Raw genomic sequence first — 24,518 nt, forward strand, 5'->3', positions numbered from 1 at the left:
TATTCTTGTTTAATGGAAATGATTTTGTCGAGAAGTTGAGTGTATCGTTTGCCAAAGCGACGATATTATCCTATTTTTACGCTTCATAAAAATTGATTTTAAAAGTTGGCAAAAGAAAAGAAAGTGACCCCATTGATGCAACAGTACAATGCGATCAAGATTAAGTATCCTGGAGCGTTGTTGTTGTTCCGTGTTGGCGATTTTTACGAGACATTTGGTGAGGATGCGATCAAAGCTGCCCAGATTTTGGGCATCGTTTTGACAAAGCGTGGCAATGGCTCGGAATCGGAAACTGCATTGGCTGGTTTTCCCCATCATTCATTGGAAACCTATCTTCCGAAACTGGTGCGTGCTGGCCAACGGGTGGCGATCTGTGATCAGCTGGAGGATCCGAAGACGACAAAAACAATTGTTAAGCGCGGTGTGACCGAGCTAGTGACACCTGGAGTCTCCTACAGTGACAATATTGTTCAACAGAAATCGAATAATTATTTAGCATCAATTTTTATCGAAAAGGAGCGGATCGGTATTTCTTTCTTAGATATTTCAACAGGTGAATTTCTGGTTGCTCAAGGTAGTGTGGCCTATATAGATAAATTGCTTCAAGGTTTTAAACCGAGAGAAATTATTCTTTCAAAAAAACAGAGCAAGGAGTTTACAGAGCAGTTTGGATCACAATATTACACCTATTTTCTTGACGAGTGGCCTTATACGGGTGATTATGCCACTGAAACGCTATTGAAGCATTTTGAAGTCTCCTCGATGAAAGGATTTGGTGTGGACCGCATGACTGCAGGAGTTGTTGCTGCTGGTGTAGCATTGCATTACCTCAATGAAACCGAGCATCGTAATCTGCAACACATTTCTACGCTTTCCCGTATTGAAGAGGACCGTTTTATGTGGCTGGATCGTTTTACGATTCGCAATTTGGAATTAATCGGATCGTTGAATGAAAATGCGGTAACGCTATCCGATGTATTGGATCATACATCCAGTCCAATGGGAGCGCGTCTGCTCAAGCGCTGGATCGTGATGCCGCTCAAAGACAAAAAGAGTATTCAGGAGCGATTGAATGTGGTCGATTTCTTTTTCACTAACCGTGATTTGCGGGATGAGCTGATTGGTCAGATCAAGCAGGTGGGAGATCTGGAACGTTTAATTTCCAAGATCGGACTGCAAAAAGCGAATCCGCGGGAAATTGTGCAATTGAAGCGCGCATTATATGCTATTGAGAAATTGAAGGAACTTACGGATCGTAAAGATGCTGATGCTCTTCGGACAATCTCAGATCAGTTAGATGCTTGTGCTGTTATACGTGAAAAAATCGAGCAACAGGTTCAGGCGGAGCCTCCTGCCGCAATCAATAAGGGGAGTGTAATCGCGGAAGGGGTGGACCCTGAATTGGATCGATTGCGTAAGATCGCTTTTGGTGGCAAGGATTATCTGCTTGAGATCCAAAAAAGGGAAGCGGAACTCACAGGGATTCCTTCTTTAAAAATAGCGTTCAATAATGTTTTCGGTTATTATCTGGAGGTCACAAATACGCACAAAGATAAGGTTCCGACGACGTGGATCCGTAAACAGACACTGGTGAATGCTGAACGTTACATTACGGAGGAACTTAAAGAATATGAAGAACAGATTCTCGGTGCTGAGGAGAAGATACAAGCGCTTGAGAATAGATTATATGCTGAGCTATTGGTTGCCATTGCTGAATACATCAAACCTATTCAACTCAACGCCCAGCTCATAGCCAAGTTGGATGTACTGCTTAACTTTGCTGTTGTAGCGGAGAAAAACTATTATGTAAAACCCGAAGTCAGCGAGAGCAAGATTTTGGATATTAAAGGTGGAAGACACCCTGTCATTGAAAGAAACCTGCCGATAGGTGAGGATTATATTACCAATGATACTTTTTTAGATCCAAAAACACAGCAGATTATTATTATTACGGGCCCTAACATGGCGGGTAAATCTGCATTGCTCCGTCAGACTGGATTGATCGTGTTAATGGCGCAAATTGGTTGTTTTGTGCCAGCAAAAGAGGCTAAGATTGGCCTGGTTGACAAAATTTTCACCCGTGTAGGTGCTTCGGACAATCTTTCTTCGGGTGAATCTACGTTTATGGTGGAGATGAATGAAACCGCGAGCATCATGAATAATCTATCGGACCGCAGTCTTATTCTTTTGGATGAAATCGGTCGTGGTACAAGTACTTATGACGGTATTTCTATTGCCTGGGCTATTGCCGAGTTTTTACATAATCATCCTGCTGCTAAGGCCAAAACCTTGTTTGCCACGCATTACCATGAATTAAACGAGCTGACTACTTCGCTGGATCGTATAAAAAACTATAATGTAACGGTGAAGGAGGTTAATAACAAAGTTATTTTCTTGCGTAAACTTGTTCCAGGAGGCTCAGAGCATAGTTTCGGAATCCATGTGGCAAAGCTCGCTGGAATGCCGCAAAAGTTGCTTAGTCGGGCCAATCAAATTTTGAAAAGGCTGGAGCAGGAGCGCACAGGTGGTGAGCAGATTAAAGATAGCATGCGCAAAATCCAGAAACAGGCCTACCAATTGCAGATGTTTTCTATTGATGATCCTGTCTTGAATAAGATCAGGGATATGCTGAATAATCTGGATGTTAATTCGCTTACTCCGGTTGAAGCATTAATGAAATTGGATGAGATACAACGCCTTTTAAAGAATTAAATCTTCCTTTTGGCTTGGGAAATTGATCTCAAGCGGAATTTTTTTCGATTTATATACGCCAGATGATGTTTTTTAAGATAGACATCATCTGGCGTATTTTTTTCTGAAAGTGTCTGGTCTTATTGGCCAGAAAGAACCTTCAGCTCGCTTTCATTGCTGTTGGTGTCTGCGAAGTCATCAGGTTTTTGAGGGCTATTTGCCTAAAACCTGAAGAATAGCTCCAAGCTTCCATAATTTGCCTGTATCGGGATCAATACCTTGCTGCTTGCATCATAAGGCGTGTAATGATAGCCGAGTTCGAAACCAATGTACTTTTGGTTTTTCATGCGAAATAGGGATGCGAGACCAAGTCCTAAGTGCACATTATTGATGGTTACCATACGATCGGTGTATCCGCCATCATAATAATAACCATCCGGATCATAATAACCGGAGGAATAAGCACTTTCTGTGATGCCGGTATCTGTAATATCTATGCCAAGGATACCTTTTGGAATCAGTATAAATTTGTCGTTGTCAAAAACTTTGTAACCTACAGCACCGCCCATAAATGCGGTCGCTGAAGAATTGACCGAAACATTGGAGCCCTCGTAATTGTAATCAATATTGCGGTCGTTTGAGTTGATGCGCACCTTGAAGCCACCTTCGAAAATAAATTTTCTTTCCAGCGAGCTCATCAGCATAAATCCAAAGTTTATGTTGGTTCCGAAAATTTTGTTGGCTCCGCCAAGTGGGGTGACTACGCCGATTGAAGGAACATAGCCCAGTTTGGCTTTCTGTCTATCTCTGTACACTTTGGGGACTGGAAACCGCTGTTGATTATCTTGTTCGTTAGCTTGTTGGTCTTGTACGGCATTGGCAACTTCAGTATCTGAAAAAAGCTCTAAAATAGTTTTTTCCTGATCGGTTAACGTATAACTATCGGAAGCAAGCAGGGCTTTGGCTCTTACTTTTATCAGGCCCTCCAGGGGATGTCTTAATGGCACGAAATTGTATTTTTCCTTATGCTGTTCGTATTGTGTTGTAAAATCGTCCTGGTCTGCCGCATCCAGTCTTTGTAGAAAATTTTTATCGAATTGATTGTCTATATAATTTTTGATCTCTGTTGTGGTATTCTTTTTTTCAATGATGTATATAAGAATACGTAAACGCTGTACAAACTCGTTGGTACCACAGCTAGCTTGTATACTATTGAGTAAAGGATCAATTTTGTCAAAGTCATTGTTGTTCAATGTTTTTGTCAATAAGGGAAGTATTTCAGTTGTATGCCGGTCACAATTCTCTTGTGCATGCAATAGTTTTGTAGGAAGCACACCGATGATGATCAATATCATAAAAGCAAGCTGACGGATATTCATGGCTTATATAGATTTGTTGCTGACTAAATTAGCAAATAAATTGCAGGATACACTGGTTTGTTTGTACCAAAGGTTCTAAAAGTTTTATCTTTGATGTATGGCGTCGATATTTCGGTTTAAACAGTTTGAGGTTGATCAGTCTGACTGTGCAATGAAAATTAACACAGATGGTGTACTGCTGGCTTCCTTGCTGGAAGTAGAACCTGTGGACCGGATACTGGACGTAGGTACAGGTACGGGAGTCATTGCATTGATGTTGGCTCAACGGCTCGTAGACAGTAGGGTAGAGGCTGTCGAAATTGACCCTTTGGCTGCTGCGATGGCTGACAGAAACTTCCGTAATTCCATTTTCCAGGAACGTTTAGTGCTGCATGCTTCCTCCTTTCAACAAATGGATGTACAAGGGCATTACGATCTGATCGTATCAAATCCACCCTTTTATACAGATTCCTTACATAACCCGGATGAACGCAAGAAGCTGGCGCGACATACCGATCTGGATTTTTTTGCTGAACTGCTGGATTTCGCCGCTTTACGTTTATCGGATCGGGGAAAATTAGTGTTGATCGTTCCAACGGCATTAGCGGAAACGTTGACTAAAATTTCGGCGGAAAGGGGATTATACTGTTCCAGTGAAGTACAAATAAGCTCCTTTGAAGGGGAGTCGGCCATTCGGAAAATCGTTACATTTGAACGCTTACGCGTCGAACTGCTCGCTCAACGTACGTTTGTTATTTATGCCGCCAAGGGTATTTATTCAGAAGCTTATCGAAATGCCTTGGCACCTTATTTTTTAGCTTTTTAAGTGATGACAAAGATCGGATTACTCTCGGATACACATTCTTTTTTAGATGAAGCTGTATTTACTCATTTTGCAGCCTGCGACGAGATATGGCATGTGGGCGATTTTGGTGATCCTGATGTTGCGGATCGGTTAGCCGCTTTTAAGCCACTGCGCGGAGTATACGGAAACATTGATGGTCAGGAAATTCGTTTACAATTTCCAGAAGATTTGAGGTTTAGGTGTGAGGAAGTGGACGTATTTATGACACATATTGGTGGTTATCCGGGGAAATATGCTGCACGCATAAAAGGGGAATTGATGAAAAATCCACCTAAATTATTTATTACTGGACATTCACATATCTTAAAGGTTATCTTCGACCCCAAGATCCATTGTCTCCATCTTAACCCTGGGGCGGCAGGTAAGCAGGGCTGGCACAAAGTAAGGACATTAATGCGGTTTGAGATCAATAAAGATAAAATTGAGAACCTGGAGGTTATTGAACTCAAAGACCGTTAAGTCACCTAGATTCTTCTTTAGTCTTTTTTATGAATAGACAGCCGGACGATACTTTGGGTAATGGCAAAGAGATCGTGCGGTACATTCGGCTCTAATGTCACTAACATGCCTTTCGTTAGACTGATTTTGCTTCCGTTAACGCCAAAATCAATATTGCCTTCGACAATTTCCACAATAATTGATGCAGCTGTTGTATGCTCCTTTAGATATTGCCCTTCTGCAAAAGCCAAGCGATATTCTTTGCTGCCATTTGTTTCTAGCAGGAGGTCCATTTTGGGTTTTTTGTCCTGAAATGTGACGTTTTGAAAAATAGATGCTGTCTGCATGGTCGTTGTACTATTATCTGTTGTTGCTGATATATTGTTGATAAAGGTCCTGTAAATAGGTCTGTAAGATCAGGGCGTGGGTATGCAAGGTGTCATGGGCGGCATATAATAACGTAATGATTTCTTGTTGCTTGTTGTGGTCAAGAAATTCCTTGCAATAGTTGTTATGCTTTAGTTCTGTTCGATATTTTTCCGAGAAGTCATCCCACAAAGCTGGATTGTGGTGATACCAGATCCGAAGTTCTTTTGAAGGGGCAAGATTCTTATTCCATTCAGACAAATGAGCCTTTTCCTTTGTTATTCCGCGAGGCCAAAGTCTATCGATGAGTACACGATACCCATCACTAGGGGAAGCTGCATCATATATTCTTTTTAGCACAATTTTCATGGCTATATATTATAAAATAACACTATTACTGATGTAAAATAAATATATGATTTTCAGCTGTAAAATGTGTCAGCTCGTTATCTTATTTCTTCTATAAATCGAAAGAATTTCCCTCTCGGATAGACGGGAAGAAGTTGGTGAAAACGATGGAAAGTTTCCTATTGCGGGAGTTTTAAAAGACGTTTCTCAGGTACTATAGTGAATCACGAACTTCAAGAAGAAAGTTCTTCAAGCGCTCCAATGAATCTACAACACGTTGATTTTCTTTTGCCTCAGATTTGTTGTCACGCAGGTAATCACGTGCACCCTGTAGGGTATAACCTTTATCTTTAACCAAATTGAAGATGATCTTTAAATTGGCAATATCTTCTTGCGTAAATAAGCGATTGCCTTTTTTATTTTTCTTAGGTTGTAGAATGTCAAATTCACGCTCATAAAAACGTATTTGGGACGCATTTACATCAAACATTTCTGTAACTTCTCCCATTGTATAATACAATTTATTTATTTCACGCTCTTTGTACGGCATATCTTCACGATTAATCTATAGCAAACTTAATAAAAATTCCAATTCAAAAAGAAATTTTTGCGATCTCTTATCTGATTAGGGACTGACCGAGAGGGATATCGTACAATTCATGAGAAGCCAATAATAATTGTGTATAAAGGGAAATTTTTCTAAGTTTGACTAGTTTGAAAACGGTCTAAACATCATATATGATTATAGTTAGCAAATTTTGGACGAATTTCTTCTCTTTTGGAAAAGCCAATGCAATTACTATTTATCCTTTTATCTTTCTGAAAAATACCTTTTTTAAACAGCAGGACGACTTGATTCGTCATGAGCGTATACATTTGCGACAGGCGCTTGAATTAGGTATTCTCTTTTTCTATGTATGGTATCTCATAGAATTTGTCGTTCATTTTATTCAATTTAGAGATTTTGATAAAGCCTACCGGCGTATTTCTTTTGAGCGGGAAGCGTATGACAGGGAGGGCGAAACAGATTATTTGTCCAAAAGAAAAATATGGGCTTTTTGGCGATATCTTTAAAAAGATGGCCTATTCAACCCTGCCATAAAAGCCTCATAAGGTCATAGGCACAACAATTATGAGCTGAATTGAAGATGCTTTCTAGCCGATAAAATAGACACTTTCAAAAAAGAAAGCGGTGCCAAGAATATTCTTGGCACCGCTTTCTTTTTTATTTTGAGGATGATTATCCCACTAATTTAAGATAAGTAGCTACTTTGTTTTTTAACTGTCTACGGTCGACAATGAAATCCAAAAATCCATGCTCAAGAACAAATTCTGAAGTCTGGAATCCTTTTGGAAGATCCTTTTTGATTGTTTCTTTAATGACACGTGGTCCTGCAAATCCGATTAATGCTCCCGGTTCTGCGATATTTACATCACCTAACATCGCGTAAGATGCTGTAACTCCTCCTGTCGTAGGGTCAGTCAATAAACAAACGTAAGGAAGTCCTGCCTTTGCCAATAACGCTAATTTAGCCGAAGTTTTAGCCATTTGCATCAATGAAAATGCGGCTTCCATCATACGTGCACCTCCTGATTTGGAGATTAGCATAAATGGAATTTTATGCTCAATACAGTAATCTATCGAACGCGCGATTTTTTCACCAACGACAGATCCCATTGATCCGCCGATGAAACTAAAGTCCATACAAGCAATAACGATGTCTTGACCATTCATTTTTCCATGGCCAGAACGTAAAGCATCTTTCAGGCCTGTTTTGGCTTGACTTTCCTTTAAACGTTCAGGGTATGGCTTTGAATCGAAAAATTCTAATGGATCACCAGAATTTAGATTAGGAAATAGTTCTGTAAATTCGTTATTGTCAAATAAAATTGAAAAATATTCTTTGGAGCCAATTCTTAAGTGGTGCCCACAATATTGACAAACATAATCGTTTTCTACTTGTTCAAGATGCAACAATGGTTTTTTACATGTGGGACATTTGTTCCACATACCATCAGGTGCTTCTTTTTTATTAGCGGTAGCTGTGCTAATACCAGCTTTTTCTCTTTTAAACCAACTCATACGATAGTTCTTATTCGATTACAAACTTATATAAATTTGCTTTTATATACAATTATAATTGTGTTGAATGTACATGCCAAGCGATTAAAACTCCTTGTGTAACAGGGCTTCTATAAATAGGGGAAATGCGGGTAACAATTGGGATATATAAGGTATTTAGCTGATTATTAGGTTAGAATTGAATTTTGGACCGGAGGATTAGTCAAAAAAAATGGGCATAAAAAAAGGGTAAGCTACTCCTATCGCACCGCTCAACCAAATACCCTTGCTTTGTTCCCAACCTGGGGGAGTCAATGGGAGCTGGTCGTAGAAGACTTACCCGCCACAAAAGTAGAAAAAAAAACAGTTTTAGGAAAGAAAAAATGCTATTTTATCTTATGCTGCTGATTATCATTGCAATAAATTGTATTTAGTAGCTGCTCTTAGCTTTATTTTATGGTGGAAAATAGCTGGTATCTGTGTAAATCCGCTAACAATGGCGTAAAATAAGTGCTTGGCGAAGTCCACTGGCTGTAATTGTTCTTTTGGAAACGTCGGAAGTAGTATAATCTGGCGTATATGAGATCGACTTTGAATAGGCTTATATAGTCTAATTTCCCTTATTCAAAGTCGATCTCATTTTTTGGACTACATTTTTTCTTGATTGTATTCGCCCAATAGGGAATAATAGCCAAATAAGCCGAGTCCAATGGAGATTATGGGAGTTAAGATGCACAGGATAATGATTCCGAAAACGAGATCTTCCTGATGTCCCGTTGAAATCTTTGGCAGGGCCAGTTCAAAAATGGAGAAATAAGCGGTAAACAATGCTAAAACGATCCAAAGTATGCCGAGGAATTTTTTGAGATTATTCATGTGTTGCGGGAGTTGATTTGTTGTTGATATAAATACTACCAATGATAAAACATACAATGGCAATGATAATAGGGTACCACAAACCTGCAAGATAGAATTGCGGGGTATTGGATGCTTCAGCATTTGTTGTTAAGTATGTCGATACCGCAGGAAGGAGGCCGCCGAATATTCCATTTCCAACATGATAGGGTAAGGACATGGATGTGTACCGGATCTTTACAGGGAATAGTTCAACAAGAAATGCCGCGATGGGCCCGTACACCATTGTAATATAAATCACTTGTATAAAGATCAGCAGGACGAGCAGCATATAGTTCTTGCCTGCAAGATGGACTGTGGTTTTGGTCATTGGCTGTCCTTTGAGTTTTCCTGACTGATGTATCATGCTGGCTCTAGTAACTTCGGTCTGGTCCTCATATTGAGTCTTGATGATCGAAATGACTTCTGTTGATTGCGGTCCAAGGGGGACCTCCGTTGTTTCGTTCACCTTGACTTTCTGTTCTGCATTAGAAAGTTGGTACATGGATTCGTAAATCGGGCGGTAAGTCAATACGGCAAGTAACATCCCACCGAGCATGATCCATTTTCGTCCAATTTTGTCACTAAGCCACCCAAATACGACAAAAAATGGAGTTCCCAACAGTAGTGCGATGCCGAGGATTGTATCGGCCTGGTCAGATTGAAGGTGCATGACCGTTTTCATGAAACTCATCGAGTAAAACTGTCCCGTGTACCAAACAACGCCCTGTCCCATGGCTGCACCAAAAAGTGCGAGCAGTACAAATTTGAGGTTGTATCGGTTGCCAAAGCTTTCTTTTAGCGGATTTGTACTTGTTTTTCCTTCCGCTTTGGCCTTGCTAAATTCGGGTGATTCCTTCATCTTCTTACGAATAAGATAGGAAACATATACCATGACTAAAGATAGGAGGAAAGGAACCCGCCATCCCCAAGAATCAAATTGTGATTCGCTGAGAAAGCCTTTGGTCAGGAGGATGACAACGAGTGATATGAAAAGGCCAAAGGTAGCTGTTGTTTGTATCCATGATGTCCAATAACCCCGCTGGCCCAATGGGGCATGTTCGGCGACGTAAGTTGCTGCACCTCCATATTCTCCTCCTAGAGCAAGACCTTGCAAGAGACGAAGGATCAACACCAGCAGCGGTGCCCAAAACCCAATACTCTCATAGCTGGGGATACAACCTATGAGAAATGTTGCTCCACCCATGAGCATTAAAGTAACCATAAACGTATATTTTCGACCGATAATATCGCCTAGTCGGCCAAAAAATAGGGCGCCAAATGGTCGGACAACAAAACCTGCGGCAAATGTGGCTAGGGTTGAAAGAAAAGCCGCTGTTGGATTTTCTGCCGGAAAGAATTTGGTGGAAATTACAATGGATAGGCTGCCAAAAATGAAAAAGTCATACCATTCGATAAGTGTTCCCATGGAGGAAGCTCCGATGACTTTCCAAATACTTTTTGTATTGTTTTCGTTCATTAATTCTTGATTTTTTGTTGAGTATGATTCTGAATTTTTATTGCGATCCAAGCGGCATTTTAGTACTGCTGCATGATAGGAAATGAGCTAATTTTTTTGAATTTCCGTGTGTCCGGCAGTTTTATACCGTTTTCCGGGTAAGGCGTGAATGAGTGACTGCATTTCAAGTTCCAATAGGATTAAGGCCAATTTACTTTGTGGCCATTTTGTGAGGTCAATCATCTGGTCTATCTCTAATTGTCCTTTTTGCTGAATGAGTGTAAAAAGGAGTTGTTGGTCTTTTGTCAGTGTCAAAGGAAGGCTAAGCTGCTGGTCAACAGCTTTTATGCTGACTTCCCAATTCATGAGATATTCGAGATCCTGAAGTCCTCTAATCATATGAGCACGGTTGGTTTTGATGAGGTAGTTGGTGCCTTCAGAGCTTTTTTCATAAACGGCTCCTGGAAAGGCGCATACATCGCGGTTGTAGCTGTTGGCAATTTCGGCAGTAATCAATGCGCCTCCTTTAATTGCAGCTTCTACGACAATGGTGACATCTGCCATACCGGCTATGATGCGATTGCGCATAGGAAAATTACTGCGCTCAGGTAATGTGTTGGATGTAAATTCTGTCAATAAACCGCCTTGGTCTAGCATTTTTGTGGCAAGTTCGCGATGGGATGCGGGGTAAATTCGATCGAGACCATGCCCTAATACAGCAACGGTTGGAATATTATTTTTTAGTGCGTTGCGATGTGCTAATGCGTCAATACCATAAGCAAGACCACTAACGATTAAGGTGTCTTTGGTACAATTCATGGCTTCTAGCAAATCTTCGCATATTTTCTGGCCATAATAGGTCGCATGTCTAGTGCCGACGATACTAATAACTTTTGCACTGTTGAGTGGTTGGTTCCCTTTATAATAGACAACAAGCGGAGCGTCTTCACATTGTCGTAGCCTATCGGGGTAATTTTGGTCTTCCAGCCATAACGCTTGTATCTGATGTTTTTCGATAAAAGCGAGTTCTTTTTCACAGGCGGGCATATAGCTTTTATTGTATATTGCTTCGGCGATTGACTCACGTATCCCAAGAATTTGCATCAAATCTTTTTTTGAGTATGCAAATATGTCCGCTAAATCGTGACCTTGGTCAATGATGTGACGCGCTGTTCTAGGGCCAATCCCCTTGATTTTCGTCAAAGCTATGGGATAAATTAATTTCATAATTGGGTTTATCTAAATATATGAAAAATATAACGAGCTGTTGTACTTTTTGTTAGAATTGCTCAGGCTTGTTGTATTTTTAGTAGAATGACGAAGTTCTTAATCGGAGGAGATCACGTGCCTGCTGGAAAATTTGCGGATTGCTCTAGAATGAATGCAATTTTCCTGAGCTTATTTGAGATCGAGTGGGATGAAATATTGGTCAATTTTGGAAAGAAAGAAGAGGAATTGGTAACTTTGAGCGATTAATGATATTTTAACTATGGAAATGAAAGAACCTTTTGATATCGAATTGGGGGATATAGTTTATTCTGTTTTCCCTGAGGAAGAAGATACGTATGTTATTTTTAAGGATGGTGTGGAATACGTAAAGATTATTAAAGACAATGATACAAACTGGTTGAAACTTAATCCAGAAACGGAGCTTCCTATGTTCGGTATGGATGAAGAAATCAATCTAATTGGCTTAGAAATTAAAAAAGAATTGGGTCTTTAGTCTCTTAAGTTAAAGATAGTTAAATACTTTTTAATTTTATTTATAGTTGGTTATTTTGGTTTATCAATTATAAATATGGTACGTATCGGATTTCTATCTTTATTGTTTTTCTGTGTCTACTTTTCGTTTTATCGGCCGGGAGTTTTTGCCTATTCCGGGAGACCTCATCTTCTGGATACCATTGGGAAAAAAGGAAGTCCAAAAGATACGTTACGTTTGGATACTGTTTCGATCAAACGCAAATCAGCGGGGGATAAATGGGAAGAAAAAAAGGAGGAGTATAAGTCGATCTTTTTCTGGGTTGATACGAAAAATATGGTGACCTTGCCTCATCAGGGCGGAATTGCTGTCAATCTGAACAAGCTTTACAATAAATTCAGTCGAAAGGGACGAAATTCGAGAAAACTTCAACGTCAGTTTGAAAAAGAATACCAACAGGATCTGATTCGCGAGGAATGGTATCCTTTGACAGGGGAATACAGCAAGCTATCGGGAGATTCGTTGCGCAAATTTAGGATATACTATGAGCCTTCCTTAAAATGGCTTCGTGAGAATGATCGCTATGAGAAGATCGCTTATATCCATAAGTGTTTAACGAACTACCTCGATTCTGTAGACATTATCCATAGGAGACTTCAGTTTCCTATGGGTAATGGCAAACTTTAATTACATAGGTACGTATACCAGATATTTTGTATCAAAGAAATCTTCTTTAAAGTAATCTGAAAGTGGGTGTAATTCTGCTTTGAGCTTAGATTCTTTGATCTCTTCGGTGAGATCTCCGCCTTTTAAGTAAAGAATTCCATTAGGGATCCCGTTTTTATCTTTTCTTGCGAATTTATTCTGTATCCAAGGCGTAAATTCTCCAAGTCTTGTCACCGCACGTGATATGACAAAATCATATTTGTCGTCGAGTTGTTCTGCGCGGATATGATCTGCTTCAACATTCTGGAGACCGAGTCCAGCTGCAACTTCACGTACGACCTTAATTTTTTTGCCGATAGAATCGACCAAATGGAATTTGACTTCAGGAAACATAATGGCCATTGGGATACCTGGAAAGCCTCCTCCGGTTCCCACATCCAAAATTTGTGTTCCTGGCGTGAGCTCTTGGACAAATTTAGCGATACCTAGCGAATGTAACACATGGTGCAGGTAGAGGCTATCAATGTCTTTACGTGAAATAACATTGATTTGGCTATTCCAAAATGTATAGAGGTCGGCAAGTTTTGCAAACTGTTCTTTTTGAATATCCGTTAATTTTGGAAAATAGTTATAGATGATATCAACTGTTGGATTCAAAGCTTCGTATTTTAAAAGTGAATTATTTCCAGCTTATTTTTTTCTTTTTTCTGCTGAAGATGCCATTGATGCAAATATAGAAATAGTAGATGAAGTCTACCAAAGGCAGCCACCAAATCAGTTCCTTTACTTCTAGTTTTTTATAGATGTTGGCAAATATTATCCATTGGGCAATCAGCCTTAGAAGGTAGGCTGTAACGGGAACATACCAGTACATTGGAAAGGCAATCGCTGTTGCGATAAGTGCTACGTAAAAAAAGACTGCCGATACCAGCTGAGTGCCCAGCATGCGCTGATGTCGCTTTTTGTAAATGGTAGAGGCGCCTGAGTGTCTTGCTTTTTGCTTGTAATAGCTCCTCCAAGTCGCTTTGGGTTCCGAATAGACAATGGATTCGGCTGCCAGTGCAATGTTAACATTGGTCGGATTTGCATTTTGGTTAACAAAAAGATCATCATCGCCGGATTTAATATGCATATGTGCTGCAAATCCTTTGTTACGAAAGAAAAGGTCTTTTTTGTAAGCCATGTTACGCCCTACTCCCATATAGGCATCACCCTTTAGTGCATAGGAGAAATAACTCATGGCAGTATGGCTGGTTTCAAATCGAATCAATAGATTTAGCAAGCTTTTTTTCTTAAAATAAGGAGAATAGCCTAGTACAATTTCTGTTTCCGGTCTGAAAGCTGCGGCAATTTCTTTGAGCCATTGATCGGATTGTGGCGCACAATCCGCATCGGTAAACACCAGTGTCTGGTGCTTTGATGCTTTGATACCCATACTGACAGCAAACTTTTTACCATGTTTCAAGCGAATATGCTCTTTGATATCCACAATCTTTAAATGGGGATATTTTGCTTCGAAATCATGCAATATCCAAGGCGTATTGTCTGTTGAGAAATCATTGACAACAATTACTTCAAAATTGGGATAGTCTTGATTCAGTATACTCGGAAGGAATTCAGGAATATTATCCTGTTCATTGTGTGCACAAATAATAACGGATAGCGGTGGGAATTCGGTTCCTTCTTGTACAGGTTCAATTTGATAACGACTCAATTTGCTATATACAAATAAGATGTAGTACAATTGTATCAATAGGAAAAGACCCAATACTCCGAAAGCAATATATGGAAGATTGGCCAAAAATACGTGAAGGTCAAGCATAGCTCACAAAGATAAGTGCTTTCCGCAACTTTTTTATAGGGGAAAAATGATAATTTATTTTTGAAACATCCTGTTTGCAAATCTTTTTATAGTATTTTTGCAACGTATTCTAGGGATGAATCCGAGCTTGGGTGGAAATTAGGAAAGCTATAATGACTTTTTAAGTTGCAACTAGTTGAAAATGAGTTTTTAATTTTTTACTCCAAATGCCGATATCGCCATTTCCATGGCAAATCATTCTTTAAAATAGAAATAGTCTCAGAGGAAAAATATTAATGAAATTTACGCTACAAGCACAAGATAAGTTGTCAAAAGCACGTGCAGGTGTTGTCGAAACTGCACACGGTCCCATTCAAACGCCTATTTTTATGCCTGTTGGTACGGCAGGTACAGTGAAAGCAATTCATCAACATGAATTGAAGAACGATATTGAAGCGCAGATTATTCTGGGTAATACGTACCACCTCTATTTACGTCCGGGGCTGAATGTGTTGAATAAAGCCGGCGGATTGCATAAATTCAATGGTTGGGATCGACCTATTTTAACAGATTCTGGTGGTTATCAAGTGTATTCGTTGACCGAAGTACGTAAGATCAAAGAAGAAGGGGTTACCTTTCGTTCCCATATCGATGGATCAAAACATCTATTTACACCAGAAAATGTAATGGATACGCAGCGTATTATCGGTGCAGACATCATTATGGCATTTGATGAGTGTACGCCTTATCCATGTGATTATGGGTATGCACGTCGTTCTTTGGATATGACCCATCGTTGGCTGAAACGCTGTGTGGATCGTTTTGATAGCACTGATCCGCTTTATGGGTATGATCAGACTTTGTTTCCAATTGTTCAAGGATCTGTTTACAAAGATTTAAGAATTAAATCCGCAGAGACTATTGCTTCGTTTAACCGTGAAGGAAATGCGATCGGTGGATTATCGGTAGGCGAACCTGCGGAGGAAATGTATGCTATGACCGAAGTTGTCTGTGATATCTTACCGCATGACAAACCACGTTATCTTATGGGCGTAGGAACACCGGTAAATATTCTTGAAAATATTGCCTTAGGGGTGGATATGTTCGATTGCGTTATGCCAACCCGTAATGCTAGAAATGGTATGCTTTTCACACAAAATGGTATTATCAATATCAAAAATGAAAAGTGGAAAGATGATTTTTCACCAATAGAAGCGGAGAGTGATCTGCATGCAGATCAATTTTATTCGAAAGCCTATCTAAGGCATTTGATTAAATCACAAGAAATTCTTGGGGCACAAATTGCTTCTTTACATAATTTACATTTTTACCTTTGGTTGGTTAATCAGGCTAGGGAGCGAATCATTGATGGAACTTTCTACGATTGGAAAAACAAAATGGTGAAAATATTGGATCAACGTTTGTAGAACTAAATAGCTCAAGTAAAAAAATGCTGTCGTTAATCGATCGTTACATTATCAAAAAGTATCTAAGTACTTTTTTATTCACTATGGCGATATTTACTGTTGTCATGGTGGTTTTTGACGTGTCCGAACGATTGGATGATTTTTTAAAATATCATGCACCCCTCGATAAGATTATTTTTGAGTATTATGCGGGGTTTATTCCCTTTTACTTAAATTTTCTTTGTCCGCTGATCAACTTTATTGCGGTTATTTTCTTTACCTCCAAGATGGCGGACCAAACTGAAATTGTCCCAATTCTAAGTGCCGGGTATAGCTTTAACCGTTTGCTTCGTCCTTACATGATCGCTGCAACCCTGATATTTGCCATTTCTTTGGTATTCAACATTTTTATTATTCCGAATACGAATAAAATGAAGGTTGATTTTGAAAATATCTACGTAAAGCCACCCAAGGATAACTCGAGGGTTTCTACTCACATGCAATTGGACAAAAATAGCTATGTTTATATAGACAATTTTGATAATACAACCAAAACAGGATACGGCTTTGTACTTGAAATTTTCAAAGGGGATACCCTCAAGGAAAAAATGATGGCTGACCGTATTACTTGGGACTCGGTGGCAACAAAATGGAAGATCGAAGGATATACCAATCGTATTATCAATGGACTGCATGAACGCATGGACAAAGGAGCCGTTAAAGACACGACTTTGGATATGAAACCTTCGGATTTTGAGGTACGTGACAATATGTTTACCGCCATGGATACACGCGAATTAAATATTCGTATCCATAAGGAGGAGATCAGAGGAACAGGAGTCATGAACGATTTATTGCTTGAGAAATACAAGCGTTATGTGTATCCATTTTCAGCTTTTGTACTGACCTTGATGGGTGTGGCACTGTCCTCTAAGAAAGTGCGTGGGGGGATAGGATTGAGTCTTGGGATTGGTATCGCGTTAAGTTTTACATATATCGTCTTTATACAGTTTGCAACGATGTTTTCTTTGAAAGGGGGACTGCCACCGTTGATAGCCGTATTAATTCCGAATGTTACCTTCTTTTTGGTAGCACTATACCTGGCGATAAAAGCGCCAAAGTAATTTTTTGTTCAGTTTTCAATAACTTCAGTGAGCCTGCCTTATAAAGGGAAATAATAGGTATTGCTCATCATTTCTATACAAATGTATTCTAGAGAATATGGCTAAAATTCAATTAAATCGGAATATTCTAATTCTGCATTTAACAATACTTATTTGGGGATTTACCGGGATTTTGGGTAGTCTGATTTCCGTATCTGCCCTTCATTTAGTGTGGTATCGTGTTGCAATAGCGTCTATCGCGCTGTTGATCTATTTCTTGGTAACCAAACAATCGATTGTAGTTTCGCGGAAACAGTTTCTCCAGTTTTTTATGGTGGGGGCCGTTGTTGGGCTGCATTGGGTATTATTTTTTTATTCGATCAAAGTATCGACCGTATCGGTGACATTGGTTACGCTATCCTCGGTGACTTTATTTACGGCAATATTGGAGCCTATTGTGAATAAAAAGCGCATTGCACTGTTGGATATTGTAGTTGGTTTGGTAATTATCATCGGTATTTATACGATCTTTTCTTTTGAAACACATTACCTCGTTGGTCTATTGGCGGGGCTTGGTTGTGCGTTTTGCGCGAGTATATTTTCTATCGCCAATGCGCGTATGGTTAAAAAATCGAGCCCAACCCTGATTACGTTCTATGAGATGATGGGGGCATGCTTCTGGATCAGCATATTGATGTTGTTTACAGGAGATTTCAATGCTGAAATGAGACTGGGGCAGCAAGATTTAATTTATCTGCTGTTGTTAGGTGTGGTTTGTACGGCGGTGGCCTATGTTATGGGCGTTGCTGTTATGAAGGAATTATCTGCTTTTACTGTTGCGCTGACAACCAATCTGGAGCCTGTTTATGGTATTCTGTTGGCGATGTTGATATTTGGGCAAAAGGAGACCATGAGCGGCGGGTTTTATCTTGGAGCCTGTATCGTTTTAGGAGCAGTATTTACTTACCCTTATGTAAAAACCAAATTGGAGAATAGACAAAAGGATCTGGTTATTCGTAAATTGCATTAATTGAGACAGTGAAGTCAATTTATTGACTTCACTGTCTCTGGTAATCTACTGGAATGAAAATTCGCCAATCCCAATATTGCGCTCCTTATTGCGGTCAAGGTAGATCGTAACGATTTTTCGTTCTTGCTTTCCACTGCTATAGTAGGTATAAATTTCAGCCATGACAGCCGCTGGACCTGCTAGCGTCAGGGAACCATCGTTAAAGAAATCAACTTCAATTTTATATTTTCCTTTTAGTGCTTTTTTCAATAAAAATTGTTCAGGGCCATAGCCGCCAGTAAAGTCATTGCTGAGTCGACCCCCAATCGCTGTGGCTGGATTGCTATAAAAGCATTTTTCTTGATTTGGATCAGTTACCCAAAGGTCTATATCGGTGTTTTGTGAATTCCAATTGATGACAACACGAATGTCGACGGGCAGATCCGCAATCAATTTTTTGTTCACGGTAACTGTGGAGCTTGCAGCTTTGTTTGCTTTAATGATATTATTGATTTCCATAACCAATGTTTCTTCAATACCGTCATCGCGGTCGGCTGCTTCCGGGGAGTAGCTCTGGGTCAAAATCCCATATAATTGTTCTAGTGCTTCCTTGAACATACCTTTGTCTTGTAAGACAAGGGCATAATCGCGGTGGCTTTGTGGATCCATTGGACGCCATTTTAAAACCTTAGCTGTAATGAATAGTGCATTGTCGTAATCGCCCCATTCCCGTAACTTATAAGAGATGGTTTTGTAGAGATCTGCATTTTCAATTTGTAAGTCTGCGAGTGCACTTAAAAGGAGTAGCGCTTTGTCTCGATCTCCTCTTTTGAAAAAGAAGTTTGCGACATCAAAATAAAAAGTTGGCGTTCCCATATACTGATCCCGAAGTTGGAGATAGCTTTTGTAAGGATCTTTGGATTGAATAAGGTCCTGTAAATAGGCTTGGTCTTCTTTAATTTCGGGGATGCTGATTTTTCCACGTATGTTGTTAGTGCTGCTTGGCGTTTGTAGGCCAGCTACACGTCCTTCTAAGGATTGAACAACAGCGAATTCCTGAAGAACGTCCTCAGATGCGGCCGCCCTCGCCAGTTCGCTGGTTGCTGTATGGCCAGTGCTTGAATTGCCAGTTGCCGAGATGCTTTTCGCTGAGGTTCGGTCAGATGAACGCGATTCTAAGGCTAGCGTGGGAGCTGCAGGACTAGCTGAGCGACGCGACGGAATGGGTGTAACAGGAGCAACACCGGTAGCCATCTCTTCAGCAACGGCAGGTTCTGGAATGCGAATTAATCTTTTACGCTTTGGATATTTCTTTTTTTGCTGAAAATCGGTATTCCACCAGGACTGAAGCTGTTTGGTAATGTCTTGAGCCTGATCCAACAAGTCTGCTACACGTTCTTCCTTTGCGATACGTTCTTCTTTTATGAGCCGATTAAATTCGGAAAGCAATTCGGCAGGTGGAGTTATTGCATAACGTATGTAATCTTCTACAGTTTCCAGTACAATTAAGCTGGTATTTCGGGTAACAATACCGAACTGTTTACCAAGGGTTTCAATTTCTTCACGATTGTCTTCGTATTGAAGATCCAGCGCTTCAATTTTCTTTTGTGCCCAGATCTGCTGTAGGTCAATTTCACCATGGTCAGGGTGCAGCGCTATACTAATCTCTTGTGGTGCTTGTTGCCCATCTCCTACAAGTACGGTGAGCTGCTTCAATCCTGGGTGTTTCCCTAAGCCCGCGATAGAAAAATTGGCTTGTATTGGGGTACCTTTTTGAGGATAAACTTCTTCAAAATCATTTTTTTCTTTTATCCCCAGATAGATAAGGTTTATCGTATTTAGATTATGATAAGCTTCAGTTATTGAGGTATTGACTAAATTGATCATCTTTCCAATATGTTTTTGGGCAATTTGTTTTAGGACACCATAGTCGGACCCGCTGGATGAAGTAATGCAATAGACTGGATTGTCAAGGCTCATTTTACTTTGACCAAATGTAGAAAGGCCGTCGCTAAACAGCAGGTAATTGCTGGCCTTTATTACACCGGCCTTTATTTGGCTATAATCTGTACCGCCATCGTAATTAATTCCTTTGATGTAGTTTTTGAGATCATTCCAATTACCTTGACTTACCTGAAACGTATGCCCTTTTACAAAGCGGATGTCCAATAAGCCCAGATCAACAGTCATATTGGGGTTTTCTTTAAAAAAGAAATCTAATAGCGCGAGTTCCTTTTCTATATCTCTATTTTTACTGCTGAGCGAACGGTCCCATATAATTCCAATGCTGTGCCCCCATTTCTTTTGAGCAGGTTTTATGGAGTTGACGCTTGCATTGGCAAGAAAATAAAATGTATTGTCATTATTTGCCTGAAATAGACCTGATGTTTCCCTGTTGTCTGTCGGCAGTTGAATGACTAAATTTCGCTGGGATTTAAACTGTTGTTTATGTAAAGAAGCTGTGTAATTGCTGTTATGTTGTGAGAATGCCAACGAACCATCTGGTTTCTCTGTGAAATTTGGCTTATGTGTGTCTTGAAAGACATGGATATCCAAGGTGAAGTTTTCAATGGGGGATGTATAGTTTAAGGGTAGATGGTAGTAACGAGCCTGATCGGATGCTGTTGTCAGATTTTCCGAATAGCTAATCTGAACGGTGCGTTTCCCATTCGCTGGTAATGGGTAAATCCGAGTTCGGAAATTATTGCCTTCGACTTTTTCCAATAGACCCGGATCGACCCGGCGTGTTTCTATACTTTCAAATACTTCGGTACCTTTATTTTTATCGACTGGAACTGCCTGGCGTAATTTGCCGTTGATATCTAAGGCGTAACCGCTCACGGAAACGCCTTCCGGCATAGGGAATGTCAGTTCGCCCTCGAGATCGCGATTGGTCTTATTGTCGAAGACCATTGTCATCGTCGTTTTGGCCATATTTCCGAAGATCGCAACATCTACTTTTAGGTCTGCCAACATCACCTTGTTTTGCTGGCTATCGTCATTTTTAATTCTTAAGCTGGGTATTTCGCGTGTAGTTTTGATCTGAGATTTCGTATCCACATTGGAAAATGCCAAAATTATGAACAGGGCAACTATGATCTTTTTCATCTTTCTATGTTTAGTAGGTGAGGTCCGTGAATACATCGATGGTTCGCGGTACAATTAGTTGTTATTTTTCTAGTGATGCAGGAAAATTCAAAATTCCATAACCGAGGGTATTTAATTTTTATAGGATGTTTTTTACGATAGATGCAGTTTATTTAAACTTATGTTAATGATTGGCTAATATCTGGCAATTATGTTTGCATCAGTATTCGGACAGCCAGCCAAGTATAGATTGTTTAGACTAACCTTACTGTTTTATCGGATATGCAAGGCAACAGGAATAGAATTTGGCTATTGGAATGAACCTGAATAGCAGTAAACATTATTTGAAAAATTTGTACAGATGAAAAAAATATACAGTGTACTGGGGATAGCCCTATTGTGTGCTTCATGTAGTAAAGATGATGTGTCGCAGATTACTGACCCGACAGAACTGACCTATCCGCAAAAGGCAATAGCAACAGACCCAAAAGTATTAAGTGATATTAATGATGTAAAAGTGTATAATGGAGGCTATGGGTCTTCGATGGTCCAAGATCCTACTGATAAATCTATATTTTATCTTTTAACTGATAGGGGACCAAATATTGATGGGACAGAAAGCGATAGTAAAGTATTTGCTACTCCGGCATTTGCACCGCAGATCGGTAAATTCAGATTAAAGGAAAATACGCTAACATTGGAATCTGTTATCGAATTGAAAAATAAAGATGGTGTGAAATTGAATGGTCTGCCAAATCCTGAAGGGAAGGGTGGTTCTGGAGAAAAAGCATTGGGGGTTGATGGTAAAGATCTAGGGAAAAGCGAGGATGGAATCGATTCAGAGGGACTAGCGAGAGCGGCGGATGGTTCTTGGTGGGTCAGTGACGAATACGGACCACATATCGTTCATTTTGACGCTTCGGGAAAAGAAATCGAACGGATTAATCCTTGGTCTACGGGTAAAAAGTTGCCTTTAGTATTTGCCAAACGTCGTCCTAATCGCGGAATGGAAGGATTGACGCTTACGCCTGACGGTAAAACACTGGTCGGAATCATGCAATTTCCGCTGTATAATCCATCTAAAGATGCGATTAAAAATTCGTTGGCAATCCGTATTGTTACGCTCGATATTGCGAGCGGTGCCACGAAACAATATGTCTATATGATGGAGCGTACCGATTTGCAGGCTGTAAGTGAAATTGCTGCCGTGAGCAATTCAACATTTATTGTCTTGGAACGTGATGGGGAATACGCGACAGAAGCAACTCGCTCTACTGTATTTAAGAAAATTTATAAAATAGATCTTTCTGGCGCAACAGATATCTCGGATGCGAATAATACCGCAACTGGGAAATTATTTGACGGTAAAACTGTCGAGGAACTCAAAGACGCAGCTACATTGGCAAAGTATAATATTAAACCAGTCAATAAGACATTGGTTGCTGATTTAATGACTGACATCAAGGAATTGTATCCGCATGATAAAGCAGAGGGCTTGGCTGTCATTAATCCATTCATGATCGCGGTATGTAATGATGATGATTTTGGGGTAACCGGAAAAGGTTTCTATGAGTCGAAAATATTGCCTTACATAAAGACTGTAGATAAAAACAGCATTTATTTTGTTAAACTTAAGGACCCACTGAAATAGGGACGAATGACTGATCATAAAAAGGTCCGTTGAATTCTCAACGGACCTTTTTATGATTTTATACTGTTCACGCTTTTGCTCTTATCGCTAAAGATTATACGGTGGCTTGGTGTACCACTTGTATGAACTCTCTGTTGAGCGCGGCCTACTTTTAAGCATTTATTGTGGTCAGGAAGTCTTTGCTTTCAAGCTCTGAATAACCCATTAGGTATTCATCGACTTTTCGAGCACATTCGCGTCCTTCGGAGATGGCCCAAACAACAAGCGATTGGCCTTTACGGCAGTCTCCGGCTGTAAAGATATTATCAATTGTCGTTTGGTATTCTTTGTCATTTGCGAGGATATTTCCTTTTTCATCTACACGAACACCTAACTGTTCTAAGAGCGTATGTTCAGTATGTTGATAACCAATAGCCAGTAATACGAGGTCTGCCGGTATTTCACGGATCTCGGATTCTCCTAAGCGGGTTCTTTTTCCAAATTCATCAACTTCGTATTGAACTTCCTTGATTTTTACTCCCTTAATATGACCATTTTCGTCATGGACAAATTCCTGGGTTTCTGTAGCCCAAAGTCTTTCACAGCCTTCTTCTTGGGAAGAGGAGGTTCCGAATGTGAGCTTGTCCATCGGCCAAGGATTGTTCTTTAGGCGATGTTTAGATGGTGTAGGTTTGCGGGCAATCTGTGTAATACTTTTTGCACGATGACGATTGGATGTACCAATACAGTCTGATCCGGTATCACCGTCACCGATGACAACAACATGTTTGTCTGTTGCCAAGATGCGGTCTTGTTCGATAGCGATTCCGCTTACTTCTTTATTCTGTTGGGTCAAAAAGTCCATGGCAAAATGTATGCCTTTAGCTTCATGCCCCGGTAATTGCATGTGCCAAGGAACGGTTGAACCAGTGGCCAATATAACTGCATCATAAGCTTTTAATTCATAAAAGCTGATATCTTTGCCAACTTCTGTGTTAACCTTGAATTCTATTCCCGATTCTTTCATGAGATTGACACGGCGATCGATCACCGATTTTTCTAATTTAAAATCCGGAATACCGTAACGGAGTAAACCTCCAACCTGGTCATCACGTTCGAAGACGATAACATCGTGCCCAGCCTTATTGAGCTGAGCGGCAGCCGCTAGTCCTGCTGGACCAGAGCCCACGACAGCGACGCGTTTGCCTGTTTTTAAATAGCTTTTATGTGCTTTGACATAACCCTTTTTAAAAGCAATCTCAATAATATGTTTTTCGATCTCCTCAATAGTGATTGGAGTACTATGTATGCCAAGTACACAGGCTGATTCGCATGGTGCCGGACATATTCTACCTGTAAATTCAGGGAAGTTATTGGTGGAGGACAAAATTTGATAAGCCTCTTCCCATTTTCCATCGTATACGGCATCGTTAAATTCGGGTATGACATTGCCCAGTGGACAACCTGAATGACAAAATGGAATGCCGCAGTCCATGCAGCGCGCGGCCTGCTTATTGAGCTCGTTCTCCGAATACCCTTTATTGAATTCCTTAAAGTGCTGTACGCGACCTTCCACAGCTTCTTTTGTCGGAAGCACGCGCTCAAATTCTTTAAAACCTGTAATTTTTCCCAT

At 40.1% G+C, this 24,518-nt stretch carries 23 protein-coding genes and 1 other RNA gene; 11 read left to right on the forward strand and 13 right to left on the reverse strand.

Annotation, left to right across the window (positions count from 1 at the left end):
* Nucleotides 1-105: 105 nt before the first annotated feature.
* Nucleotides 106-2,712: a DNA mismatch repair protein MutS gene (mutS, locus tag CBM24_RS03630; protein ID WP_088160238.1), complete on the forward strand. Its 2,607-nt coding sequence runs from the start codon at nt 106-108 to the stop codon at nt 2,710-2,712.
* A gap of 200 nt (nt 2,713-2,912) precedes the next feature.
* On the opposite strand, the gene CBM24_RS03635 is transcribed toward mutS, so the two are convergent.
* Complete coding sequence (locus CBM24_RS03635; RefSeq protein WP_088160239.1) at nt 2,913-4,070, reverse strand: hypothetical protein; 1,158 nt, start codon at nt 4,068-4,070, stop codon at nt 2,913-2,915.
* 97 nt (nt 4,071-4,167) lie between these two features.
* Between CBM24_RS03635 and CBM24_RS03640 the strand changes: the two genes are divergently transcribed.
* Both CBM24_RS03640 and CBM24_RS03645 read left to right on the forward strand, forming a co-directional pair.
* Entirely contained in the window at nt 4,168-4,875 is a 708-nt protein-coding gene (locus CBM24_RS03640; protein WP_088160240.1) for a tRNA1(Val) (adenine(37)-N6)-methyltransferase, read from the forward strand.
* 3 nt (nt 4,876-4,878) lie between these two features.
* The gene (locus tag CBM24_RS03645) at nt 4,879-5,373 is read left to right on the forward strand and encodes a metallophosphoesterase family protein (RefSeq protein WP_088160241.1); all 495 of its coding nucleotides are present in this window, start codon (nt 4,879-4,881) and stop codon (nt 5,371-5,373) included.
* Nucleotides 5,374-5,390: 17 nt separating this feature from the next.
* Here the strand turns inward: CBM24_RS03645 and CBM24_RS03650 are convergent, their stop codons facing one another.
* The 3 genes from CBM24_RS03650 to CBM24_RS03660 all read right to left on the reverse strand — a co-directional run bounded on the left by CBM24_RS03650 (nt 5,391) and on the right by CBM24_RS03660 (nt 6,616).
* Nucleotides 5,391-5,699 carry an AraC family ligand binding domain-containing protein gene (locus tag CBM24_RS03650; protein ID WP_088160242.1) on the reverse strand — a complete coding sequence of 103 codons (309 nt, stop codon included), beginning with the start codon at nt 5,697-5,699 and terminating at the stop codon, nt 5,391-5,393.
* A 13-nt stretch (nt 5,700-5,712) separates the two neighbouring features.
* Nucleotides 5,713-6,087: a DUF488 domain-containing protein gene (locus tag CBM24_RS03655; RefSeq protein ID WP_088160243.1), complete on the reverse strand. Its 375-nt coding sequence runs from the start codon at nt 6,085-6,087 to the stop codon at nt 5,713-5,715.
* Between the two features lie 193 nt (nt 6,088-6,280).
* Nucleotides 6,281-6,616, reverse strand: a complete 336-nt coding sequence (locus tag CBM24_RS03660) for a MerR family transcriptional regulator (protein ID WP_046674120.1) — start codon at nt 6,614-6,616, stop codon at nt 6,281-6,283.
* Between the two features lie 188 nt (nt 6,617-6,804).
* Between CBM24_RS03660 and CBM24_RS03665 the strand changes: the two genes are divergently transcribed.
* On the forward strand, nt 6,805-7,140 hold the full coding sequence (locus CBM24_RS03665) for a hypothetical protein (protein ID WP_088160244.1): 336 nt from the start codon (nt 6,805-6,807) through the stop codon (nt 7,138-7,140).
* Nucleotides 7,141-7,306: 166 nt separating this feature from the next.
* On the opposite strand, the gene accD is transcribed toward CBM24_RS03665, so the two are convergent.
* The 5 genes from accD to dprA all read right to left on the reverse strand — a co-directional run bounded on the left by accD (nt 7,307) and on the right by dprA (nt 11,708).
* Nucleotides 7,307-8,149 (reverse strand): acetyl-CoA carboxylase, carboxyltransferase subunit beta, encoded by an 843-nt coding sequence (accD, locus tag CBM24_RS03670; protein ID WP_088160245.1) that lies wholly within the window; start codon nt 8,147-8,149, stop codon nt 7,307-7,309.
* 223 nt (nt 8,150-8,372) lie between these two features.
* An RNA gene (gene ffs, locus CBM24_RS03675) (signal recognition particle sRNA small type) lies at nt 8,373-8,470 on the reverse strand.
* Nucleotides 8,471-8,776: 306 nt separating this feature from the next.
* Nucleotides 8,777-9,004 (reverse strand): DUF6814 family protein, encoded by a 228-nt coding sequence (locus tag CBM24_RS03680; protein WP_075991056.1) that lies wholly within the window; start codon nt 9,002-9,004, stop codon nt 8,777-8,779.
* The gene (locus CBM24_RS03685; protein ID WP_088163444.1) at nt 8,997-10,502 is read right to left on the reverse strand and encodes an MFS transporter; all 1,506 of its coding nucleotides are present in this window, start codon (nt 10,500-10,502) and stop codon (nt 8,997-8,999) included. Before CBM24_RS03685 ends, CBM24_RS03680 begins: the two co-directional genes overlap by 8 nt.
* 87 nt (nt 10,503-10,589) lie before the next feature.
* The gene (dprA, locus tag CBM24_RS03690) at nt 10,590-11,708 is read right to left on the reverse strand and encodes a DNA-processing protein DprA (RefSeq protein ID WP_088160246.1); all 1,119 of its coding nucleotides are present in this window, start codon (nt 11,706-11,708) and stop codon (nt 10,590-10,592) included.
* 87 nt (nt 11,709-11,795) lie between these two features.
* Here dprA and CBM24_RS27150 point away from each other — a divergent pair, with 87 nt between their 5' ends.
* The 3 genes from CBM24_RS27150 (at nt 11,796) to CBM24_RS03700 (ending at nt 12,870) form a co-directional block, all read left to right on the forward strand.
* Nucleotides 11,796-11,957, forward strand: coding sequence for a hypothetical protein (locus CBM24_RS27150; protein ID WP_157698362.1), 162 nt, complete (start codon nt 11,796-11,798; stop codon nt 11,955-11,957).
* A gap of 13 nt (nt 11,958-11,970) precedes the next feature.
* The gene (locus tag CBM24_RS03695; protein ID WP_070560687.1) at nt 11,971-12,204 is read left to right on the forward strand and encodes a hypothetical protein; all 234 of its coding nucleotides are present in this window, start codon (nt 11,971-11,973) and stop codon (nt 12,202-12,204) included.
* Nucleotides 12,205-12,279: 75 nt separating this feature from the next.
* Nucleotides 12,280-12,870, forward strand: a complete 591-nt coding sequence (locus tag CBM24_RS03700) for a hypothetical protein (RefSeq protein WP_088160247.1) — start codon at nt 12,280-12,282, stop codon at nt 12,868-12,870.
* Here the strand turns inward: CBM24_RS03700 and rsmG are convergent, their stop codons facing one another.
* Complete coding sequence (gene rsmG, locus CBM24_RS03705; protein WP_088160248.1) at nt 12,871-13,506, reverse strand: 16S rRNA (guanine(527)-N(7))-methyltransferase RsmG; 636 nt, start codon at nt 13,504-13,506, stop codon at nt 12,871-12,873.
* A gap of 22 nt (nt 13,507-13,528) precedes the next feature.
* A complete protein-coding gene (locus CBM24_RS03710) occupies nt 13,529-14,671 on the reverse strand; it encodes a glycosyltransferase (RefSeq protein WP_088160249.1) in 1,143 nt (380 codons plus the stop codon).
* Nucleotides 14,672-14,946: 275 nt separating this feature from the next.
* Here CBM24_RS03710 and tgt point away from each other — a divergent pair, with 275 nt between their 5' ends.
* From tgt to CBM24_RS03725, 3 genes are all read left to right on the forward strand, one after another.
* Complete coding sequence (gene tgt, locus CBM24_RS03715) at nt 14,947-16,077, forward strand: tRNA guanosine(34) transglycosylase Tgt (RefSeq protein WP_075991063.1); 1,131 nt, start codon at nt 14,947-14,949, stop codon at nt 16,075-16,077.
* A 26-nt stretch (nt 16,078-16,103) separates the two neighbouring features.
* Complete coding sequence (locus CBM24_RS03720) at nt 16,104-17,180, forward strand: LptF/LptG family permease (protein WP_088163445.1); 1,077 nt, start codon at nt 16,104-16,106, stop codon at nt 17,178-17,180.
* A gap of 97 nt (nt 17,181-17,277) precedes the next feature.
* Complete coding sequence (locus CBM24_RS03725) at nt 17,278-18,189, forward strand: DMT family transporter (protein WP_088160250.1); 912 nt, start codon at nt 17,278-17,280, stop codon at nt 18,187-18,189.
* Between the two features lie 45 nt (nt 18,190-18,234).
* Here CBM24_RS03725 and CBM24_RS03730 read toward each other — a convergent pair whose 3' ends face one another.
* On the reverse strand, nt 18,235-21,276 hold the full coding sequence (locus CBM24_RS03730; protein WP_157698363.1) for a VIT domain-containing protein: 3,042 nt from the start codon (nt 21,274-21,276) through the stop codon (nt 18,235-18,237).
* Nucleotides 21,277-21,616: 340 nt separating this feature from the next.
* Here CBM24_RS03730 and CBM24_RS03735 point away from each other — a divergent pair, with 340 nt between their 5' ends.
* Nucleotides 21,617-22,906, forward strand: coding sequence for an esterase-like activity of phytase family protein (locus CBM24_RS03735; RefSeq protein WP_088160252.1), 1,290 nt, complete (start codon nt 21,617-21,619; stop codon nt 22,904-22,906).
* A gap of 151 nt (nt 22,907-23,057) precedes the next feature.
* Here CBM24_RS03735 and CBM24_RS03740 read toward each other — a convergent pair whose 3' ends face one another.
* The gene (locus CBM24_RS03740; RefSeq protein WP_088160253.1) at nt 23,058-24,518 is read right to left on the reverse strand and encodes a glutamate synthase subunit beta; all 1,461 of its coding nucleotides are present in this window, start codon (nt 24,516-24,518) and stop codon (nt 23,058-23,060) included.

The organism is Sphingobacterium sp. G1-14 (assembly GCF_002196555.1).
Lineage (GTDB): Bacteria > Bacteroidota > Bacteroidia > Sphingobacteriales > Sphingobacteriaceae > Sphingobacterium > Sphingobacterium siyangense.

Excerpts from the sequence above, each read along its gene's own strand:
- CBM24_RS03665 (WP_088160244.1), top strand. The coding sequence starts at position 6,805 with ATGATTATAGTTAGCAAATTTTGGACGAATTTCTTCTCTTTTGGAAAA.
- CBM24_RS03660 (WP_046674120.1), bottom strand. The coding sequence starts at position 6,616 with ATGCCGTACAAAGAGCGTGAAATAAATAAATTGTATTATACAATGGGA.
- CBM24_RS03650 (WP_088160242.1), bottom strand. The coding sequence starts at position 5,699 with ATGCAGACAGCATCTATTTTTCAAAACGTCACATTTCAGGACAAAAAA.
- CBM24_RS03730 (WP_157698363.1), bottom strand. The coding sequence starts at position 21,276 with ATGAAAAAGATCATAGTTGCCCTGTTCATAATTTTGGCATTTTCCAAT.
- CBM24_RS03740 (WP_088160253.1), bottom strand. The coding sequence starts at position 24,518 with ATGGGAAAAATTACAGGTTTTAAAGAATTTGAGCGCGTGCTTCCGACA.
- CBM24_RS03635 (WP_088160239.1), bottom strand. The coding sequence starts at position 4,070 with ATGAATATCCGTCAGCTTGCTTTTATGATATTGATCATCATCGGTGTG.
- CBM24_RS03655 (WP_088160243.1), bottom strand. The coding sequence starts at position 6,087 with ATGAAAATTGTGCTAAAAAGAATATATGATGCAGCTTCCCCTAGTGAT.
- CBM24_RS03640 (WP_088160240.1), top strand. The coding sequence starts at position 4,168 with ATGGCGTCGATATTTCGGTTTAAACAGTTTGAGGTTGATCAGTCTGAC.
- CBM24_RS03680 (WP_075991056.1), bottom strand. The coding sequence starts at position 9,004 with ATGAATAATCTCAAAAAATTCCTCGGCATACTTTGGATCGTTTTAGCA.
- CBM24_RS03725 (WP_088160250.1), top strand. The coding sequence starts at position 17,278 with ATGGCTAAAATTCAATTAAATCGGAATATTCTAATTCTGCATTTAACA.
- CBM24_RS03700 (WP_088160247.1), top strand. The coding sequence starts at position 12,280 with ATGGTACGTATCGGATTTCTATCTTTATTGTTTTTCTGTGTCTACTTT.
- accD (WP_088160245.1), bottom strand. The coding sequence starts at position 8,149 with ATGAGTTGGTTTAAAAGAGAAAAAGCTGGTATTAGCACAGCTACCGCT.
- dprA (WP_088160246.1), bottom strand. The coding sequence starts at position 11,708 with ATGAAATTAATTTATCCCATAGCTTTGACGAAAATCAAGGGGATTGGC.
- CBM24_RS03685 (WP_088163444.1), bottom strand. The coding sequence starts at position 10,502 with ATGAACGAAAACAATACAAAAAGTATTTGGAAAGTCATCGGAGCTTCC.
- CBM24_RS03710 (WP_088160249.1), bottom strand. The coding sequence starts at position 14,671 with ATGCTTGACCTTCACGTATTTTTGGCCAATCTTCCATATATTGCTTTC.
- CBM24_RS03695 (WP_070560687.1), top strand. The coding sequence starts at position 11,971 with ATGGAAATGAAAGAACCTTTTGATATCGAATTGGGGGATATAGTTTAT.
- CBM24_RS03645 (WP_088160241.1), top strand. The coding sequence starts at position 4,879 with ATGACAAAGATCGGATTACTCTCGGATACACATTCTTTTTTAGATGAA.
- CBM24_RS03735 (WP_088160252.1), top strand. The coding sequence starts at position 21,617 with ATGAAAAAAATATACAGTGTACTGGGGATAGCCCTATTGTGTGCTTCA.
- CBM24_RS27150 (WP_157698362.1), top strand. The coding sequence starts at position 11,796 with ATGACGAAGTTCTTAATCGGAGGAGATCACGTGCCTGCTGGAAAATTT.
- tgt (WP_075991063.1), top strand. The coding sequence starts at position 14,947 with ATGAAATTTACGCTACAAGCACAAGATAAGTTGTCAAAAGCACGTGCA.